Annotated in this window: 12 protein-coding genes; 4 read left to right on the forward strand and 8 right to left on the reverse strand. The window is 59.1% G+C overall.

What is annotated here, in order from left to right:
* Positions 1–23: 23 nt before the first annotated feature.
* The 4 genes from ACL2XN_RS14880 to ACL2XN_RS14895 form a co-directional block, all read right to left on the reverse strand.
* Positions 24–1,370: a GntP family permease gene (locus ACL2XN_RS14880; protein ID WP_410012370.1), complete on the reverse strand. Its 1,347-nt coding sequence runs from the start codon at positions 1,368–1,370 to the stop codon at positions 24–26.
* 232 nt (positions 1,371–1,602) lie between these two features.
* The gene (locus ACL2XN_RS14885) at positions 1,603–3,582 is read right to left on the reverse strand and encodes a YjhG/YagF family D-xylonate dehydratase (protein ID WP_413728957.1); all 1,980 of its coding nucleotides are present in this window, start codon (positions 3,580–3,582) and stop codon (positions 1,603–1,605) included.
* A gap of 80 nt (positions 3,583–3,662) precedes the next feature.
* Entirely contained in the window at positions 3,663–4,580 is a 918-nt protein-coding gene (locus ACL2XN_RS14890; protein WP_413728958.1) for a dihydrodipicolinate synthase family protein, read from the reverse strand.
* 439 nt (positions 4,581–5,019) lie between these two features.
* On the reverse strand, positions 5,020–5,229 hold the full coding sequence (locus ACL2XN_RS14895) for a hypothetical protein (protein WP_410012373.1): 210 nt from the start codon (positions 5,227–5,229) through the stop codon (positions 5,020–5,022).
* A 352-nt stretch (positions 5,230–5,581) separates the two neighbouring features.
* Here ACL2XN_RS14895 and ACL2XN_RS14900 point away from each other — a divergent pair, with 352 nt between their 5' ends.
* Entirely contained in the window at positions 5,582–6,955 is a 1,374-nt protein-coding gene (locus ACL2XN_RS14900) for a pyridoxal-phosphate dependent enzyme (protein WP_410012374.1), read from the forward strand.
* Between the two features lie 55 nt (positions 6,956–7,010).
* Positions 7,011–8,162: a trans-sulfuration enzyme family protein gene (locus tag ACL2XN_RS14905; protein WP_413728959.1), complete on the forward strand. Its 1,152-nt coding sequence runs from the start codon at positions 7,011–7,013 to the stop codon at positions 8,160–8,162.
* On the opposite strand, the gene ACL2XN_RS14910 is transcribed toward ACL2XN_RS14905, so the two are convergent.
* From ACL2XN_RS14910 to ACL2XN_RS14925, 4 genes are all read right to left on the reverse strand, one after another.
* Positions 8,157–9,179, reverse strand: a complete 1,023-nt coding sequence (locus tag ACL2XN_RS14910; protein WP_413728960.1) for an isopenicillin N synthase family dioxygenase — start codon at positions 9,177–9,179, stop codon at positions 8,157–8,159. The two genes, ACL2XN_RS14905 and ACL2XN_RS14910, sit on opposite strands and share 6 nt — an antisense overlap.
* Positions 9,180–9,294: 115 nt before the next feature.
* Complete coding sequence (locus tag ACL2XN_RS14915) at positions 9,295–10,593, reverse strand: TRAP transporter large permease (RefSeq protein WP_413728961.1); 1,299 nt, start codon at positions 10,591–10,593, stop codon at positions 9,295–9,297.
* 17 nt (positions 10,594–10,610) lie between these two features.
* On the reverse strand, positions 10,611–11,120 hold the full coding sequence (locus ACL2XN_RS14920) for a TRAP transporter small permease (RefSeq protein ID WP_413728962.1): 510 nt from the start codon (positions 11,118–11,120) through the stop codon (positions 10,611–10,613).
* A gap of 63 nt (positions 11,121–11,183) precedes the next feature.
* Positions 11,184–12,161 carry a TRAP transporter substrate-binding protein gene (locus tag ACL2XN_RS14925; RefSeq protein ID WP_413721988.1) on the reverse strand — a complete coding sequence of 326 codons (978 nt, stop codon included), beginning with the start codon at positions 12,159–12,161 and terminating at the stop codon, positions 11,184–11,186.
* 416 nt (positions 12,162–12,577) lie between these two features.
* Between ACL2XN_RS14925 and ACL2XN_RS14930 the strand changes: the two genes are divergently transcribed.
* Together ACL2XN_RS14930 and surE are read left to right on the forward strand one after the other, a co-directional pair.
* On the forward strand, positions 12,578–13,438 hold the full coding sequence (locus ACL2XN_RS14930) for an SDR family NAD(P)-dependent oxidoreductase (RefSeq protein ID WP_413728963.1): 861 nt from the start codon (positions 12,578–12,580) through the stop codon (positions 13,436–13,438).
* 317 nt (positions 13,439–13,755) lie between these two features.
* Entirely contained in the window at positions 13,756–14,550 is a 795-nt protein-coding gene (gene surE / locus ACL2XN_RS14935) for a 5'/3'-nucleotidase SurE (protein ID WP_413728964.1), read from the forward strand.
* The last annotated feature ends 181 nt before the right edge of the window (positions 14,551–14,731 follow it).

Here is a 14,731-nt window from a genome sequence, read left to right on the forward strand (position 1 = left end):
CGTCATTCATCACTCGCCGGGAGTTATACCACCAGGCTCAGTAATAAGATAAACCCCAACCCGGCCACCGAGACAATGGTGGACAGTACCGTCCAGGTGGCGAATGTCTCTTTCATGGTCAGGCCGAAGTATTCCTTGATCATCCAAAAACCGGCGTCGTTGACATGCGAGGCGATGGCGCTGCCGGCGCCGGTGGCCAGCGTCACCAGCGCCAGGTTGGCATCGCTGTGCGCCAGGGTGGGTATGACCAGCCCCGCCGTCGAGATAGCGGCCACGGTGGAGGAACCCAGCGAAATACGCAGGATCGCGGCGACCACCCAGGCCAGGATAATCGGCGAGGCGGCGGTGCCGGTGAATAAATCGGCCACATAGTGCCCGACGCCGCCATCGATCAGCACCTGTTTAAACGCCCCGCCGCCGCCGATAATCAGCAGCATCATGCCGATGCTGGTCACCGCCGAGCCACAGGAGGCCATAAGGTTTTTGATGGGGATATCGCGCGCCAGCCCCATGCTGTAGATGGCGAACAGCAGGGAAAGCAGCATGGCGACAGAAGCGTTGCCCAGCAGGCGGATAATGGCCAGCGCGGTATTATCGGCCAGCCCCGTTTCCTGCTGGATCATGGTAATAATGGTCGCTAACGACATCAATATCACCGGCAGCATGGCGGTCAGCATACTGATGGCGAAACCGGGGGTATCCTCAAGCCTGAACAGCTTTGATTCGCCAAGGGAATCGATATTGCCGATTTTGTTAAACCCCTCAGGCACGATTTTTTTGGCCAGTTTATTATAAACCGGACCGGCCAGGATCACCGTCGGCGTGCCGACAATAATGCCGTACAGCAGCACTGAACCGATATCGGCGCCATATTCCCCGGCGATCATCGTCGGCCCCGGATGCGGCGGTAAAAAGCCGTGGGTCACCAGCAGCGCCGAGGCCATGGGAATCCCCAGATGCAGGATTGACACCTTCAGCTGTTTGGCGATGGTGAAGATTATCGGGATCAGCAAGACCAGGCCCACTTCAAAAAACAGCGCGATGCCAACGATAAAAGACGCGACCACCACCGCCCATTCGATATTTTTCTCGCCAAATTTGCCGATAAGGGTAATGGCGATGCGCTGGGCGCCGCCGGCATCGGCAATAAGGCGTCCCAGCATGGCGCCGATACCGAATATCAGCGCGATATGACCGAGCGTGCCGCCCAGGCCGCCTTCGATGGATTTCACCACGTTATTCAGCGGTATGCCCAATGCCAACGCCACGCCGAATGAAACAATAATCAGCGAAACAAAAGTATTAAGCTTACACTTCATGATTAAAAATAAGAGGGTTACTATTCCCAAAGAAACAATAATTAAAGGCATTCTCTCACTCCGGTTTTATTGTGTTATCAATTAATAAAAAAGACACACGCTTTCGCCAACCTTATATAGAGAAATAAGGCTGCGGTTATTATCACTGGAGCTATAGTCAGCGCAGAGATATGTTCTATCATGACAACAATATGAAAAAAGAGGTGGCAATCCTGTTAATAAGATTGCCACTTCATATCAGTGAGCTATTAATAGCTTCGTCGTTATAGATCTGAATAGTAATTTAATTATGCGTTTTTTCCGCCAGGGCTTTCACGCCCGCATCGAGCACCGCGATAATACGGTCCGCGTCGTAGACGCAGCCGCGCCAGGTTCCACCGCTGACCGCCTGGAGCGCCGCCCAGAGCCGGGTGTCGTCGGGCAATTGGGGATGCGGGCGCAGCCCGGGGTGGCTGGGACGCTGCGCCAATACCGCGGCGCCTTCGCCGGGGGACAGCGTGGCGGAATCGGTGCCGATAAAATTAATCGATCCCACCAGCCGGTCGCGGTCGACGATCATTTCAATAATATCGCCGTCGCGCAGTTTGCCTATCGGGCCGCCCACCAGCGCTTCGGGCCCGATATGACCGACGCAGGCGCCGGTGGATACCCCGGAGAAACGCGCATCCGTCAGCAGGGAAACATGCTTGCCGTAGGAGAGGTGCTTTAACGCGGAGGTTAACTGATAGGTCTCCTCCATGCCGGTGCCCGACGGGCCGCCGCCGATCACCACCATCATGTCGCCGGCGTGGATATGACCCTGCTTGATGGCCTTGATGGCGTCGGACTCGGCGGTAAATACCCGGGCTTTGCCGGTATGGCGGTAAACGCCGTCGGCGCCGACCACCGAGGGGTCGATGGCGGTAGATTTGATGACCGACCCCTCGGGGGCGATATTACCGGTGGGGAAGGTAATGGTCGAGGTCAGGCCGCGTTCCTTTGCCTGGCGCGGCGACATGATTACCTCATCCGGATGCACGCCGTCAAGCTGTTGTAAACGTTCGCGGAACAGTGCGCGCCGCGGCGACGCCTCCCACCAGTCCAGATTGGCGCCCAGGGTTTCGCCGGTCACGGTCAGCGCATCCTCATGCAGCAAACCCAGCCGGCGCAGATGCAGCATCACCTCGGGAACGCCGCCGGCGAGGAACGCCCTTACCGTGGGGTGATATACCGGGCCGTTGGGCAACACGCTCACCAGCCTGGGCACGCGGCGGTTTATCGCCGCCCATTCGTCCACGGTGGGGATATGGCATCCGGCGGCGTGCGCGATGGCGGGAATATGCAGCAGCAGGTTGGTCGAACCGCCAAAAGCCGCATGGATGACCATGGCGTTTTCTATGGCTTTATCGGTGATGATATCCTTGGTGGCGAGTCCCTTGCGCCCCATCACCAGCGCGGCGCGGGCCGATTGGCGGGCAATTTCAAACCAGACGGCCTGGCCGGACGGCGCCAGCGCCGAATGCGGCAACGCCAGGCCCAGCCCTTCCGCCACCACCTGGGAAGTGCCGGCGGTGCCGAGGAACTGGCAGCCGCCGCCGGGTGATGCGCAGGCCCGGCAACCCAGCTCCGCCGCTTCCTCAAGGGTAAGCTCATGGTTGGCGAAACGGGCGCCGATGGTTTGCACCTTGCCCGCATCCTCACCCTGGGTGGGCGGCAGCGTCGCGCCGCCGGGCACGATAATCGTCGGCAGGTCGTGCATCGCCGCCAGGGCGATCATCATCGCCGGCAGCCCTTTGTCGCAGGTCGCCACGCCTATCACCGCCTTGCGCGTCGGCAGGGAGCGGATCAGGCGCCGGAATACCACGGCCGCGTCGTTGCGATAGGGCAAGGAATCAAACATGCCGGTGGTGCCCTGCGAGCGTCCGTCACAAGGGTCGCTGACGTAACCGGCGAAAGGAACGCCGCCGTGCCGGCTGATTTCCTCCGCCGCGGCTTTCATTTGCAGGCCGATTTCCCAGTGGCCGGTATGGTAACCCAGGGCGATGGGCGCGCCGTCATGATCGCGAATCCCGCCCTGGGTACCCAGGATCAGTACTTCGGTACCCAATAGCTTATTAGGATCCCAGCCCATGCCGGCATTCAGGGTCAGGCCGAAAATGTTGCCGCTGGGGGAATCCATCAGCATTTCCGGCGTCAGCGGCAGCGACCCCTTGGGCCCTTCCGCGTGCGTCTGGATATCATATATCGACGCATCGACATCAGTGAAAATAGTATTGATAGACATAATATTACTCACCTGCTGCTATGACTTCATTCTCTGTGATTCAACATACCGCGTAGCGGCGACATTAACGTTGCGGCGCATCATTGTTGGTTAATGACGCCGGCCCGTTGCAGTACCCGCCTGACGGCCGCTTTGCCCGCGCTATCCAGCGGCTGCGCCGGCGGCAGTACATAATCGGATACCGCCAGTCCGCATACCCGCATCGCCTCCTTGACCACATTGACGAACGGGCTGTCGATGGCATACAGCGCGGGCAGCATCAGCAAGGATTGGTTTAATTCGGCGGCCCTGGCCAGATCGCCGGCGCGTACCGCGTTATAAATGCCGACGGAGAGCTGGGGGGCGAAATTGACGCTGGCGGAAATCGCGCCGGCGCCGCCCAGCAACAGGGTATTAAGCAGATGATCGTCAAAACCGCAGAATACCGAGAAACCGGGATGGGCATCCTGCAGGGTGACTATCATGTCACGCAGATGGGCCACGGAGTCGATAGTGTCCTTGATGCCGACGATATTGCCATGGGCATCGGCCAGGCGCTTGACCAGGGCCGGCGTCAGATCCTGCCCGGTCAGGAAAGGGAAATTATATAAAATCACCGGCAGATCGACGCTTGCGGCAATGTCGCCGTAATAGCGCAACAGGTTGGCGTCGGTGAGATGCCAGTAATAGGGATTGATCACCACGATGGCGTCCGCGCCGATAGCCTGGGCATGACGGCTCAGCGTCAGGGCCTCGCGCGTATTGGTGCTGCCGGTGCCAATCAGCACCGGCACCCGGTGGTTAACATAGCGCACGGCGAATTCGGCCACGGTCTGCCGTTCGGCGCACGACATTTGCGAAAATTCGCCGCCGGTCCCCAGGAAAAACAGGCCGTTGACCCCGGCGGCGATCAGATGGTCGATGGTCAGGCCCATGCCCGCCTCATCAAGCTGGCCTTCCTGGGTCAGGATGGTGGACACCGGCGGAATAATCCCGCGAAACTTCTTGTTATCAATCATAATAGTAACCTTTTACAACCGGGAATGTGGGAAGGCGCATTATGCGGACCGGCCAAAAAATCAGGATCATTACCGGCAATCGTCAGTGGATTTGTTCTATATTATAGAACACGGTTGTATAATGCTTAACGAGATACTAGCACCGTCATTTTGGCGGTGTAAATACCCACCGTGGGAATGCGTGTTCGTTCTGTATCTTGGATCACAAAAACCCGCCGGATTGATCCTGGCGGGCCGGTCTTGCGTCGCTTGAGCGTTTGCGGGAAATAACAGGTGGGGAAATGGCCGCCGGACGGGCGCAAAGGTGGGACCGTCGTCGCCACCAGCGCGGCGAACGTGGCGTCCGGCGGCGGCGCAATGACGGCGATGCCGGGCGCAGAAATCTACACCGGGAACGGGTTTCGGCCCGGTTTATCAGGGTTATATCGGTGCCGGCCGGTTAACCGCCCTGGCGTCCCGGCGCTGTTTCCGGCGCCTGGGCGTTATCGCCGGCGGACGCCTTTAGCCCATGCAGCGCCGTCAGGAAAAGCTCTTCCTCTTCTTCCTCGTCCAGCCCGCCATACACCATATGTAAAAATTCCACGGCGAATTCCTGATCATCGCCCAGCATCTCGATGATGGCGCGATCGTCATTACGTGGCTTACGCATATCTCCCCCCGCGTTGCACCTGTCCGGATATGGAGATCATAGTTCATACCACGCCGGTGTTTCAGTATGGCGTCAACTTATACTTATTTTGTTTAAGCTAACGCATTTTTTGCCTATTGGGCCGCAGGGCCGGCACCGGAACGCGATACCCGCCGTCGCCGGACCCAGCGCCGGCGCGGAAGAGGTTTTATTTTATCTTTCCTTACCGCTATACGGCCGTACATCCCGACGTCTAAACAGAGCAATATATTACTTTATGGCATATAAAGTAGTTATTTGTTCTTTAAACACCGGCTTGATTCAGCTCTATTATCCACGCAAATCATCCCCGGCACGTTAAAGGACATTGCCCATGCCATTACCTGATTCCGTTCTCGATCTGATAGGCCATACCCCGATGCTGGAACTTACGCGGCTGGACAGCGGCATCTGCCGGCTGTTTCTTAAGCTGGAAAACCAAAACCCGGCGGGATCGATCAAGGATCGCGTGGCGCTCGCCATGATCGAGCAGGCGGAGCGCCAGGGCATCCTGGCCCCCGGCGGCACCATTATCGAGGCCACGGCCGGCAATACCGGCCTGGGCCTGGCGCTGGTGGCCGCGCAAAAAGGCTATAGCCTGATATTGGTGGTGCCGGATAAAATGAGCCGCGAGAAAATATTCCATCTGCGGGCGCTGGGGGCGAAAGTGCTGCTGACCCGCTCCGACGTGGGTAAGGGACACCCCGATTATTATCAGGACTACGCCCGTCGCCTGGCCGGGGAAACCCCGGGCGCCTTTTATATCGATCAATTTAACAACCCCGCCAACCCGCTGGCCCATTACCAGGGCACCGCGCCCGAACTGTGGCAGCAGATGGATCAGGATATCGACGCCATCGTGGTCGGCGTCGGTTCCGGCGGCACCCTGGGCGGACTCAGGCGCTTTTTTGACGAGGTATCGCCCAAAACCGAATTTATCCTCGCCGATCCGGCGGGGTCAATCCTGGCGGATGTGGTGGAGCACGGCACCGCGCCCGAGGCCGGCAGCTGGCTGGTGGAGGGGATTGGCGAGGATTTTGTGCCGCCGCTCAGCCAGGTGGAGCGGCTGAGCCAGGCGTTTCGCATTACCGACGGCGAGGCATTCGCCACCGCCCGTACCCTGTTGCATAAGGAGGGCATCCTGGCCGGGTCGTCCACCGGCACCCTGCTGACGGCGGCGCTGCGCTACTGCCGGGCGCAGCGTACGCCCAAACGGGTGGTGACCTTCGCCTGCGACAGCGGCAACAAATATCTCTCCAAAATGTTCAACGACGACTGGCTGCGCCAGCAGGGTTTGCTGGCGCGTCCGGTTACCGGCGATCTGCGCGATTTTATCGCTTTTCGTCACGATGAAGGCGCCACCGTGTTCGCCCTGCCGGCGGATACCCTGGCCACAGCCCACGCCCGTATGCGCCTGTACGATATCTCACAACTGCCGGTGCTGGAAAACGGCCGGCTGGTGGGGCTTATCGATGAATGGGATATTCTTACCCAGGTACGGGCCGATGCCCGGCGGTTCGCCCTGACGGTCGACGCCGCCATGACGCGGGAGGTGATTACCCTGGCGAAAGAAGCCGACGAAGCGACGCTATTGCGTACTTTCGCCCAAGGCCATGTGGCGGTGGTAATGGATGGCGGGCAATTCCTGGGGCTCATCACCCGCGCCGATGTGCTGAACACGTGGCGCAACCGCCTGCCTTCAACATGATGTGCTGAACACCCGACGCAACCGCAACCTCTATAATCATAATAAGGATAATAGCATGACCCATATCGCCACCCTTGCCGTGCACAGCGGTTATACCCCGGACGCCACCGGCGCGGTAATGCCGCCGATTTACGCCACCTCCACCTTTGCGCAAACGGCGCCGGGCGAACACAGCGGCTACGAATATTCGCGCAGCGGCAATCCCACCCGCCACGCGCTGGAACAGGCCATCGCCCAGCTTGAGCAAGGCACCCGGGGATTCGCCTTCGCCTCCGGGCTGGCGGCCTGCTCAACGGTGCTGGAATTGCTGGATCAGGGTAGCCATATTGTGGCGGTGGACGATGTATACGGCGGCACCTACCGGCTGCTGGAAAACGTGCGCGCCCGCACCGCCGGCCTGCGCGTCAGCTGGGTCAAGCCACAGGACGCGGACGCGCTAGAGCGGGCCATTCAACCCGATACCCGGATGATTTGGGTGGAGACCCCCACCAATCCGCTGCTTAAGCTTGCCGATCTGGCGGCGATTGCCGCTATCGCCCGCCGCCATAACCTGATAAGCGTGGCGGATAACACCTTTGCCTCGCCGGTATTGCAGCAGCCGCTGACGCTGGGGTTCGATATCGTGGTGCATTCGGCGACCAAATACATTAACGGCCATTCCGACGTGGTGGCTGGGCTGGCGGTGGTGGGGGATAATCCCGCGCTGGCGGAGCGGCTGGCCTATTTGCAAAACGCCATCGGCGGCGTGCTCGACCCGTTCAGCAGTTTTTTAACCCTGCGCGGCATTCGCACCCTGGCGCTGCGTATCGCCCGCCACAGCGAAAGCGCGCTGCGCATTGCCGCATGGCTGGAAACGCAGCCGCAGATTGAGAACGTTTATTACCCAGGCCTGGCGAGCCATCCGCAGCATGAGCTGGCGCGGCGCCAGATGCGCGGCGCGGGCGGCATGATTTCCATCCGCCTGCGCGGCGACGATGCGCAGTCGGCCAATCGCTTTATCCGGCAGCTTAGCCTGTTCACCCTGGCCGAAAGCCTGGGCGGCGTCGAAAGCCTGGTAAGCCAGCCCTTCGCCATGACCCACGCCTCCATTCCGCTGGAGCAACGGCTGGCCACCGGCATTACGCCGCAGCTGGTGCGGCTGTCGGTGGGCATTGAGGACGCCGGGGATTTGATGGCGGATCTGGCCCGCGGGCTGGCGGCGTTATAATAACGCCGGGATATCGGGGTAATAGCGTTGCGCCACATCGGGGTGGGAGCGCAACCGTCCTTTCAGATAATTCCAGCCGACGTCGCGCAGCAGCGGATTGCGCGGATCGCTTGCGGGGCCGCGCGCCTGGGCGGCCAGCGCGGGCGGCAGTTCAAACAGCGGCACCACCGCGTCCAGCCGGGCGCCAAGGAAAAAGGCGATGGACAGGCGATCGGCGCCCGCGGGCGGCGACACCACCCGGTGCACCGTGGCGCGCAGGTAGCCGTTGGTGGCCAGTTCCAGCAGTTCGCCGATATTGACCACAAAGGTGCCGGCAACCGGCGCGGCATCCGTCCAATGACCTTCTTCCACTTCCACCTGCAGGCCCTTTTGCCGATCCTGCAGCAGGAAACTGAGAAAACCGGAATCCTTATGGGCGCCGACGCCCTGGCTGCTGCCGGTCTGGTTGCGGGCGGGATAACGGATAAGCTTAATATGCTCATTGGGCTTATCGCCGTACAGGGGATCGAACGCGTCCGCCGGCAGCGACAACGCCTCGGCAAAGGCGCGCAGCAGGCGCAGGGACATCGCGGTCATTGCGGCCTGCCAGCGCAGCAGCGCCGGTTTTAACCCGGGCAGTTCCGCCGGCCACTGGTTAGGCCCCTGCAACCGGGTCCACGCCGGCGTCCGCTCCGTCTGCGGCAGCGGCGCGCGCTCGGCGCCAATATCGAACTGTTCGCGCCAGTCGGGTTGTCCCCGGGTCAATTCCGACGCGGCGCGGTTATAGCCGCGAAAATGGGGAGAGTTGATCATCGCCACCGCCTGTTTTTGCGCGTCGGACAGCGCAAAAAATTCACGCGACAGCCGCTGCACCTGGTCAAGCAACTGCGCATCCACGCCATGGCCGGCCAGGTAGAAAAAACCGATATCCCGCGCCGCGAGACGCAGCTCGGTTAAAAAGACCGTACGCTCCGCCTGGCCGCCATCAAGCCGGGAAAGATCGAGCAAGGGTAAAGATGCCGCTACTGCCGTACTCATAGGCTGCTCCGTTGTTCATACCTAAGAGCCCAACATGCATCATCTTTAAAACGTCGCCCAATACTGATCGGTTCTAAGTTATTGCCGGTACTGCTAAGAAATCGCGGCGCACCCTTCAACCGTTGCCGTTATACACCCCGGTGACCGCGGGCAGCCATAGCGAGATAATCGGCACATAGGTAATGATCAACAGCACGATAAACAGCACGCAGTAAAACGGCAGCATCGCCTTTACCACCGCCTCCATTTTCTGCTGGCTGACCGCGCTGGCGACAAACAGCACGGTGCCCACCGGCGGAGTGATCAGGCCGATGCCGAGATTGACCAGCATAATCATGCCGAAATGCACCGGGTCGATACCCAGCGAGGTGGTGACCGGCAGCAGAACCGGGGTCAGGATTAGTATCAGCGGCGCCATATCCATCAGGCAGCCGACAATCAGCAGCATGATATTAATGCACATCAGGATAACGTATTTGTTTTCTGAAATGCTCAGGAAAAAGTCGGTAATAATCGTCGGCAGCTGCATAAAGGTCATCACCGAACCAAAGGCGGCGGCAAAGGCGATCAGCACCATGACGATAGTGACGGTTTTAATGGTGCGGAACAGCAGCAGGTGCAGATCGCGCCACCTGAATTCGCGGTAAATGAACATGGTGACAAAAAAAGCCCAGATACAGGCGATAGCCGCGGATTCAGCGGCGGTGAACACGCCGGAAAGAATACCGCCGAGTATAATCACGATGGTGAACAGGCCCCAGAACGCATCGACAAATATTTTCAACGCCTGGCGGAACGGCACCAGTTCGCCTTTGGGATAATTGCGCTTGCGCGCAAAGCCGATACACATGATAACCAGGCACAGTCCCAGCAATAAGCCGGGAAAGATACCCGCCATAAACATGGAGGAAATGGTTACGGTGCCGCCGGTGGCCAGCGAATAAATCACCGAATTATGGCTGGGCGGGGTTAACACCGCCTGCACCGAGCCGCTGGCGGTCACCGCGGCGGCGAAATCGCGCGGATAGCCCTGCGCCTCCATTTGCGGGATCATTACCGAGCCGATGGAGGCGGTATCCGCCAGCGACGAGCCGGAGATCGCGCCGAAAAAGGTCGACGCCACAATATTCACCAGCGACAGGCCGCCGCGGATAAAGCCGACGAAGATGTACGCGAAGTTCACCATTCGCCGCGCTATGCCCCCTTCGGCCATAATGGCGCCGGCCAGAATAAAGAACGGAATCGTCAGCAGGGAAAACTTGTTAATGCCGTTGGTCAGCTGGATAACAATCGCCTCCAGCGGTAAATCAATCCACCACGCGCCGATAAAAGCGCTTAAGCCCACGGCAAAGGCCACGGGAAACCCGAGGGCGAGAAGCACCACCAGGCTGCCTATCAAGATTAACGCATCCATAGCACCGCTCCGCTTTATTAATGGGAATTGCCCAGCATCACCAAAGGACGGTGATCCTGGGGCCCGGATATCATGCGTTCGATGACAAACAACATCATCAGGAACGAGCCTACGGGGATGGGCAGGTACATTTCTCCGTACGAAAAGCCCGGCAGCGAGGCCATCATCTGGTCCCACATGGCGGCGCACAGGCTGGTGCTGTACCAGATCATGATCAGGCAGATCACGCACATCAGAATATCGCAGACCAGCTCGCAGAAACGCTTTCCGGCCGGGGACAACCGGTCGGTCATGATCGAGACGGAAATATGGGTGTTGGCGCGATACCCCACCGGCGCGCCGATAAAGGTAAAGATAATCATGCAGACAATCGCCACCGGCTCCGGCCAGGACAGGGCGTTATCAAACAAATAACGGGCGCCGATGCCGATGGGGATCACGGTGACCATAATCATCAGCGCGATGCTGGCGATCAGCAGACATATCGCATACAACCCGTCCATTAACCGGGAATAATTAAAAGGCATAATGTTCCACCTGAAAGGTTGCAGGCGGCGGGACGTTATCCCCGCCGCAGGGAGGGATAAGGATTAATGCACATCGGCAATACGTTTCATTAATTCTTCATGTCCTTTGCCAAACTGATCTCTTACCGGCTGCGTCGCCTTAATGAAATAATCATGATCGATATTCTGGAACGTCACGCCGGCGGCTTTCATTTTATCCAGCGATTGCTGGTTGTAGGTGGCCCATAATTGCCGCTCGTCCAGTTGCGCTTCCTTGCCCAATTTCAGCATGGTCTGCTGATCCGCGGCGGATAATTTATTCCACACCAGCGAGGACACCAAAATCATTTCCGGCTGGATAAAATGGCCGGTCAGGGTGTAATACTTGGCCACCGGAATATAATTATGGGCAACAAAGGTCGGCGGATTATTTTCGGTGCCGTCCACTACGCCGGTCTGCATGGCGCTGAAGACTTCGCTGACGCCCATGGCGACCGGATTGGCGCCCATGGCTTTTAACGTCGCCAGCGATATCTGGCTGTTCTGTACGCGGATTTTCATGCCGTGCAGATCCTCCGGCTTCACCACCGGTTTTTTGGTGATCATATTGCGCACGCCGGCGTCGGTCCAGCCGAGGAAGACCATTTTAGCCTTGGGATCCGCACTGACCTTGGCGGCGATTTCCTGCCCCACTTCGCCGTCAAGCACCTTATGCATATGATCTTCATCGCGAAAAATATACGGCAGGGTGAGCACGCTGGTTTCCGGGGCAATGGTGGTCATCGGCGCCAGCGAAACGCGGATCATATCCACCGCGCCGATTTGTACCTGCTGCAGCGTCTGCTCTTCATCCCCCAGCACGCCGCCGGAATAGACCTTCATCTCCAGGCGCCCGTCGGTAGCCTGCTTCAGCTTTTCCCCCATATGCTGCAGCGCCACCACCGTGGGATAGCCGTCGGGCTGCACCTCGGCGACCTTGAGCACCCTGGCCGTGGCGATGGGGGCGGACAATGCGGTGGCCAGGGTTATCGATAGTGCAATCAATAATTTATTCGTTTTCATTATTTTAACTCCGGACGGGTTTCAGAGGTCGCATACGCCTGGGCGGACGGGCAGCTCGCCGCTGGGCGCTAAAATGTATAAGCAAAAGGAAAGTAACAAAATGAATATATCTGGAACGGTGTTTTATAAAATACACCATCAATCAGTAGAATGAAGTGGGTCACATTTTTTGGTTATCAAAATGTGAAATTTTAATGTCTGTCACAAATTGAAATTAAATGCCAATTTTTGCGGCAAACCGTTTTGAAGAGCAATTAAAGAGAAATAGGCAACAAATCAAAAGGACTGTATATTCGCGCGCGGCGGACAACCCCGTACCATAGCATGGTCATTCTCCAGCCGGACGGCGTCGACGTCGGCAAACCGATCGCCCGTCAGACCGACGGCCCGTTTCATTATCCTGAGGAATAACTGCTATGCGCACCCTACCACCCAAGACTTGGTTTATTACCGGCGCCTCCAGGGGCCTCGGTCTGACCCTGGCCCGCCTGCTGCTGGCGCAGGGCCACAACGTGGCCGCCACCTCGAGAAACCGCGCGGCGCTGGAGCGCGCCGTGGCGCCCACCGCCGACCAGTTCCTGCTGTTCCTGCCGCTGGAAGCCGATCTCACCGACGAGGACAGCGTCGGCGCGGCGGTGGAGCAAACTATAAAGGCGTTCGGCGTTATCGATGTCGTGGTAAATAATGCCGGTTATGGCCTGCAGGGCACGGTGGAAGCGCTGACCGACGCCGAACTGCGCCGTAATTTCGACGTCAATGTCTTCGCGCCGCTAAACGTACTGCGCAAGACCTTGCCGCAGCTGCGCCGCCAGCGCGCAGGGCACATTATCAATATCGCGTCCGTTGCCGGTTTCCAGGGCGGCTATGCCGGCTGGGGCGGTTATGTCGCCGCCAAGTTCGCCCTGGCCGGACTGACGGAATCGCTGGCGGCCGAAACGCGGGAGTTGGGCATCCATGCCACCGTGATCTACCCCGGGCCGGTGCGCACCGACTTTCTCTCGGCCGGCTCCCTGGCGGTGGCGCAGCGCCAGATTGACGACTACGCCGCTGCCCAGGCGTCGCTGGATCTGCATATGGACACCCTGGCGGGCAACCAGGCCGGCGATCCCGACAGGCTGGCCGCACTTATCGCCCGGATCGCATCCGTGGAAAAACCGCCGCTGCACCTGTTCCCCGGCAATCTGGCCTGGGATCTGGCGTATCAGAAACTCGGCGAGGTTAAGCTGGATCTGGCGGCGTGGAAGGATGCGTCGCTGGCGACGGATTTCCCGCAGTGATATCAATGAGAGGTCGTTGATGATGGCGGGAATAATCCGGGACTTATGGCCTCCCTCAATTTAATGAACTAGCGTATTGATGGCAAACACGTAGTGCGCTTGGGGTAACCGCTTTATTTCTTTGATTTGTCATATTTTTGTCATCCGCTGTTCAACCCCTTTTTTTACCCTTGCGCTGCGCTTTATGGCCCGCCCCAGGGCGGGCAGCCGCGCGGCCGCGCAGATTTTATCCCCTGCGCACGTGATTTTTGTCTTATGATGTCAGGCAGAGCCCGTGGCGAAATCAACTCGACATTCATTCATTTTTGGCCTGACCCATGGAGAACAACCCTGTGATGAAAAAAGTGAATCGCGTTTTATTGACCAATGATGACGGCATCGACGCCCCCGGTCTGGAGCTGCTGGCCAAGGCCGCCCAGGAGATTGCAGAAGAGGTGTGGATAGTCGCCCCCGCCCAGGACAAAAGCGGCGTGGCCAACTCCCTGAGCATGCGCGAGCCGGTGCGGGTGATCAACAAAGGTCCGCGGCGGTTTGCCGTCTATGGCACGCCCGCCGACTGCGTGGCCTACGCCGTGCACCAGGCGATGCTCGGTTCCCCGCCCGACCTGGTGCTTTCCGGCGTCAACAACGGTTCCAACCTGGGATTTGAAACCCTGCTCTCAGGCACGGTGGGCGCGGCGATGACCGGCATGCTGTCGGGCATTCCCTCGATTGCGCTAAGCCAGAACCGCGATCCCGATCAACCGGTAAACTGGGATAGCGCCACGCGCTACCTGATACCGACCCTGCGGCATGTGTTGCAGGCGACATGGGACCGGCAGGTGTGCCTGAATGTGAATTTCCCGGATATGCCCGCCGATCGGGTGAAAGGCATCAGGGTCACCAAGCAGGGCATGGGCAATGTGGACGGCATGATGGTCATTCCCGCCAAGGATCCCCACGGCGAGGACTATTTCTGGATCCGGGTGCAGCACGGCGGCCTTGAACGCCCGGAGAACAGCGAGCTGAAGCTGAATGACGAAGGCTATATTTCGGTGACGCCGCTCACCTTCGAGCGGACTGAAATGAAAGAGTTCCAACGTCTCGGCAGCCTGTACGGCCAGGACTTTTAGCCCCTGCCTAACCGCGCCCCGCCGGTGCGGTTGCTCCCCCCGCGTTATCGCCGCCTGCGATATTTGCCTGAGGCTTAACAGAAATCCCGCCGGGATTCTGGAGTAATACCTCCCTTGATGCCGTTAATCCGGGGAGACGATACCTTGGTGCTGAAAACTGCCTTGCCCCACCCTGGCCGCG

The sequence above is a fragment of the Sodalis sp. RH22 genome (assembly GCF_047324165.1).
GTDB lineage: Bacteria > Pseudomonadota > Gammaproteobacteria > Enterobacterales > Enterobacteriaceae > Acerihabitans.